We start from the raw sequence: 4,912 nt of genomic DNA, 5'->3' as shown, positions 1-4,912 counted from the left end.
TAAATATTAATAAATTGCTCATCAACGACAGCAGATAATATTTACTCCGTTGTTGACGTGGTGCTATTAAACTTTATTACCCAGAGTTAGACAACTGCGTAAACCCTGATAGGAATGTAGGGGAAATCCGAACAATAAACATCATGACGCAGATCAATGACTTTTATAAAAATAAAAAAAGACGCAAACAAAAATAGCCACCTAATAAGGTGGCTTTTGAATTTCGGCACTAAAATTAATTATAGGCCAGAGTGAAAGTGGCGGTCGTATTGGCCGTACCGCTTATTATCGGCGCTTCCGTCTGGTAATATCGCGCGATTAACGGCAATTGCATATTGCCCGCGGTGTCCGCTGTCCCAAAGTCCAGAGGTGAGCCTAAAGCTACAGGCGTGGTGCCTTTAAGCAATTGAATACCAATCCCTTCGGCCTGAGTTGTTCCGGCATTAAGGGCTAACACGCCCGCAGGCCCAGCTGCATTACCATCCAGTGTCAGTTTAACCTTTGTTCCTGCATCACAATTTAAGCCAATATTAAAGTCTTTTGGTTTGGCGGTAGAACCTATCCCATTAAAATCAGCAACTACAGCGTCATCAAGGCTGACATTAATCACCGTGTTATTAACCGAGCAGGCAACCGGCGTGATGGTATTACTGCCTGACAAAATAATGGTCATGACCAAGTTAGGGTAACCGACAATATAATCCTTGGATAAGGTTCCCGTAGTTAACATCCCCGCCCCAACGGCCCCAGCAGAAGTTTTAATTAACCTGACGGTGAAACCAGGGTCAGGTGCGGTCAAATATATATTTTTACTGTAATCGGTGGTGAATGGGAAAACAGAGGTCGTCCAGCTCCCCTGAATCTGTATACCCACGCCAGGAATATTGGTGTCATAGACTTTATTCCCATATCCACTCAGCGTGGTAAATAAAACCAAGTCTGCATTACGATTCCATGGAGTATTACATCCATAAACGATATGGCCGTCGTTAAATGCGCCGGTGGTGGTCGTTGCTATTTCTGCCCCTACCGGCGTATCACGCTGCACAACAACATGACCAAAACTAATACTTCTAGTGAGCGGTGCTGTGACCTCGCTTCCCAAAGTACACTCAGCCTTGACATGCTTAGTCAGTAATAATAAAGGAAAACCTGCCAGACAAATTAAAAGCGATCTTTTTAAATTGTTCATCGCTTATATTTCCTTTTATTCGCAGCGTGCAGTAACCATTTTAATGCCACTGTTCTGATTATTATCCGCTGGCAGTGTGAAGCTGGCGTGGCACTGTTGACTGGCATCATTGCCCCATTTCACGTCCAACTTGCCACTTTGTGCGACACCACTCAGATAAACCTGCCCGCCGTCGCCGACGATGCTGCTGTTGTCTTTATCACCCACGATGCTCGCCGTAGCACCAAAGGGCACCGGGCCTGCGCTGCGAGTCAGAGTGATTAAAGCACGGCTACCGACGCGGGTTTTAAAGTTCGCCAGCGCCAATGCCCCTTTGGTCGGCGCCACGGTCGCCGCCGCGCTGTCGATATCCAGATCTTCGGCGTAGCTGTTGGTATCGAGCACCACGCGGTTGTAACGGTAAGTCGTGGCATAAGGCACCACCGTGTAGCCGCGCCAGTCGGTTTTCACCCCGGTGTTATTCTCTACTTTCACACCATTCGCGCCCGGTGCACGCACCAGAATGCCAGTATCGCCAACCGGCTGGGCAAAGGTCACGCCGTAAGGGTGAGCCACAATCGAGCCTTGCGCACCATAGTTCACCTGACGTGAATTACGGCTGTAGTTGTAACCGGCATCCAGTTCGCCATAGGTGGCTTTATAGGTGCCGCTCATGTCGCCACCATAACCTTGACCGCGCTTGTCGTAGCTTTGCTGCACCAGATAGTTCAGGTTGTTGTCTTCCAACGCCGTGCCGCTCAGGCCCGCAGTATGCACGGTGCCGCCACGTTTGCTGTGGCTGATGCCATAACGCGCCCAGCTACCGGCCATAAATTTATCCAATGGAATCTGGATGTTGAAGGCCATTTGGCGATCGCCGTTGTTTAGCCCCGGCGTCTGGCTGTAGGTATAGTTCAAACCATAGTTGATGCCCGCATAGGACAAGTTATACCCGGTGGAGATATTGCGTTCCTTGCCACTCTGCTGCCAATAATCCTGCTGGGAAGCGGCAATATAGAAGTTACCGAGTTCGTTCAGTGATTGGCTGACATTGAGCGTCGCCTGACTACGTTTGTTCGAACGCAATCGCCAGATATCGTTCTGATCAACATTAATGTCGTTAGCTTCTTTCATGGTATAGAAGCCTGAGGTTGAGTAACGATAGCCTGCTAATGTAAAAGTGGTGCCCGTTGAAGCCACGTCTTTTGAATACTGGAAACGATAAGACTGCCCGCGACGCGTAACGTCATCACGCAATTTGGCCTGCGCTTGAGTCGCATCCACTGACACAGAACCCCAGTCACCAAAGCTGTGGCCCAGGCCCAGCGCCGCCGCCTGATATTTATCCGAGCCCTGCAAACCACCATAAAGGGTATTCGAATGGCGCAGGCCATAAATCGCCGTGCCCTGCACAAAGTTGGGTTTACTGCCGCCGGAATAGGAAGAGCGATACTGCCCCGCCGTGGCTGAGAATTTCATTTGCCCTTCGCGCTGCATAATCGGCACCGCCGAGAAGGGTTGTACTGACACACGCTCGGTACCGTCGGCCTCGCGGATCACTACTTCCAAATCACCACTCGCCGCCGTCGGGTATAAATCGCTGATGGTGAAAGCACCCGGCGCCACATAGGTTTGATAGATGACGTAACCATTCTGGCGAATCGTCACCTGCGCATTCGACTGGGCAATACCGCGAATGACCGGCGCATAGCCGCGCAGGCTGTCTGGCAGCATGTTGTCATCGGAGGCGATTTGCGCACCACGGAACTGCACGCTGTCAAAAATATCACCTGGCGTAGCACTGTCACCCAAAGTGAATTGGCTTTTCAGCGACTGCACATCGCGCTGCAGATAGGTATTAATGCTCTGCCAGTTGGCTTTATTCTGCGTGCTGCTCGAATAGGTCGAGTAGTTGCGCAGACGCCATGCGCCGAGGTTCAACCCACTGCGTAAGTTCAGGTAGTTGCTATTGGAGCTGTTATTGCCGTACTGGGAGTTAGCGCCGCTGTAGCTATAGTTGAGCTGGGCGGAGGTCAGCCCCTGATCCCACATCGCCGGGTCGACCGCGCTACGCGCTTCAATATTCAGCGCCGCCTGCGGGATACTCAAATTCAGGCGCTGTTGGCTGAAGTCGAAGTTGCTGTCTGCGTCCGGGATAGCCTGGGCTAAATCGCTGAACGGCTGGTCAGCCGGAATAGAGGAAAGCTTAGGGAACGCCTGAATCTTAACGCCCATTTTCTCGAGCTGCGTCGTGGTTAATTCGGGCAATAGCTTGCCGTTGGACTCCACGAAATTCACGCTGCGGGTATCCACCTGACGACCATTGAGGTAAACGTCTACGCGATATACGCCCGGGATCTGGCCGCCCGGAGAGGAGAACTGCTTCAAATCACTTTCAGCTTGACGACCATCTTTTAACTCCAGGGCGGCGGGGTCAAAATAGTCTTCTGCCATCGCAGGCAGGCTGGTCAGGGACATTCCAAGGAAAATATTGGCAGCAACAAAATAAGCTGTTTTTGAATAAGGAAGATCATTAATCGAGCGTGCTTCTTGCTGAGTCTTCATTAATTCATTCCGTTGAGACTTTTTTTTGATAGTTGACTTCATAACTCATATTTCCGCTTAGTGGGCGTGCTGCCCCTGAAGAAGGACTCAAAAAAGCGCGTTATTTAGGACTCGAAATAACGCGCTTAAAACGTTAAAGGTTGCGAGTTTCAGCCTGTGAAACGCCACCAAAGTCATTGATAACTTTCCAGCTCACCGTGTTACCACGGGCGTTATTCAGCGGCAGGGTCATGGTAGATTTAGGGGCAATCATGCCAGGGCTTTGCAGCGCCGTGCCGCCGACCTTGATGCTGTCGAAAGAGACGAAATAGGGCGTTGGGTTATTCACAGAAAGCGCGCTCCCCTGCGTCTTGAAGGTCAGCTGCTTATAGGCATCTGCTGCGCCGTCTTTCAGTGCCGCCGGGCGATAGAACAATTTAATTTTGGTTTTTACCGAAATAAGCAGGCGGTTTTGGTCAGATGCTTCAGAGGCCGGAATAGATTTAATATTGACCCAAAATACCGACTCACGATCTTCAGGCAAATTCCCACCGGTACGCACAATACGCACAATATTTTCTTTACCGGCATCCAAGCGGAATAACGGCGGAGTAATAATAAACGGCGCTTTCTCTGCGCTGTCGTTAGGGTAACCTTCAATCCAAGATTGAATTAAAAATGGCGCAGTTTTATCTGGATTTTTAACCGGAATAGAGGCTTCTTTCTTAGCGCCGTCATAAATAATGCGCGTGCCGCCCACCACAACACCAGCCTGTGCTGGCTGTAAGGCAGCAAAACCAAACAGGCCTAATAAACAAAAACCAGTTAATAAACGGGACATTTCAATTTCCTCACTCTTAATTTTGCTATTTATTCTTACTATTGAGCATTAAGGCTCTCACCATTAAAAATAACCCGCCGCTGGGACGGATTATTTGAATTGGGGAGAAAACGTATTAGTTGTACAGAACGGTGAAGTCTGCAGTCGCGTTAGCTGTACCTTCGCCTACTGTTGCGGCGGTAGACTGGTACTTAGCAAAGTAAGTCAGGGCATTTTGCGTAGTCGAGCTCAGTGGGTGAGTTTTAGATGGCTGACCCAGTGGGATAGAGGTTGAACCGTCATCTTCGAACAGAGCAATAGCTACGCCAGTCGCGGTAGCAGTAGAGTCCAGTTTCAGCAGGTTACCGTTGCTTGGG

General features: G+C 49.9%; 4 protein-coding genes. All 4 read right to left on the bottom strand.

Features of this window, described 5'->3' with window-relative positions; genetic code table 11:
• Nucleotides 1–235: 235 nt before the first annotated feature.
• Nucleotides 236–1,192 (bottom strand): fimbrial protein, encoded by a 957-nt coding sequence (locus tag GEAM_RS02980; protein WP_034788056.1) that lies wholly within the window; start codon nt 1,190–1,192, stop codon nt 236–238.
• 15 nt (nt 1,193–1,207) lie between these two features.
• The gene (locus GEAM_RS02975) at nt 1,208–3,736 is read right to left on the bottom strand and encodes a fimbria/pilus outer membrane usher protein (RefSeq protein ID WP_034788053.1); all 2,529 of its coding nucleotides are present in this window, start codon (nt 3,734–3,736) and stop codon (nt 1,208–1,210) included.
• A gap of 133 nt (nt 3,737–3,869) precedes the next feature.
• Nucleotides 3,870–4,556, bottom strand: coding sequence for a fimbrial biogenesis chaperone (locus GEAM_RS02970; protein ID WP_051899387.1), 687 nt, complete (start codon nt 4,554–4,556; stop codon nt 3,870–3,872).
• Nucleotides 4,557–4,671: 115 nt separating this feature from the next.
• Nucleotides 4,672–4,912: fimbrial protein (locus GEAM_RS02965; protein ID WP_034788050.1), on the bottom strand; the 241-nt coding region annotated here is incomplete at its 5' end.

Source organism: Ewingella americana ATCC 33852 (assembly GCF_000735345.1).
Taxonomy (GTDB): Bacteria; Pseudomonadota; Gammaproteobacteria; order Enterobacterales; family Enterobacteriaceae; genus Ewingella; species Ewingella americana.
The sequence above is the reverse complement of the archived record's forward strand: the minus strand, read 5'-3'. Positions and strand labels throughout refer to the sequence as shown.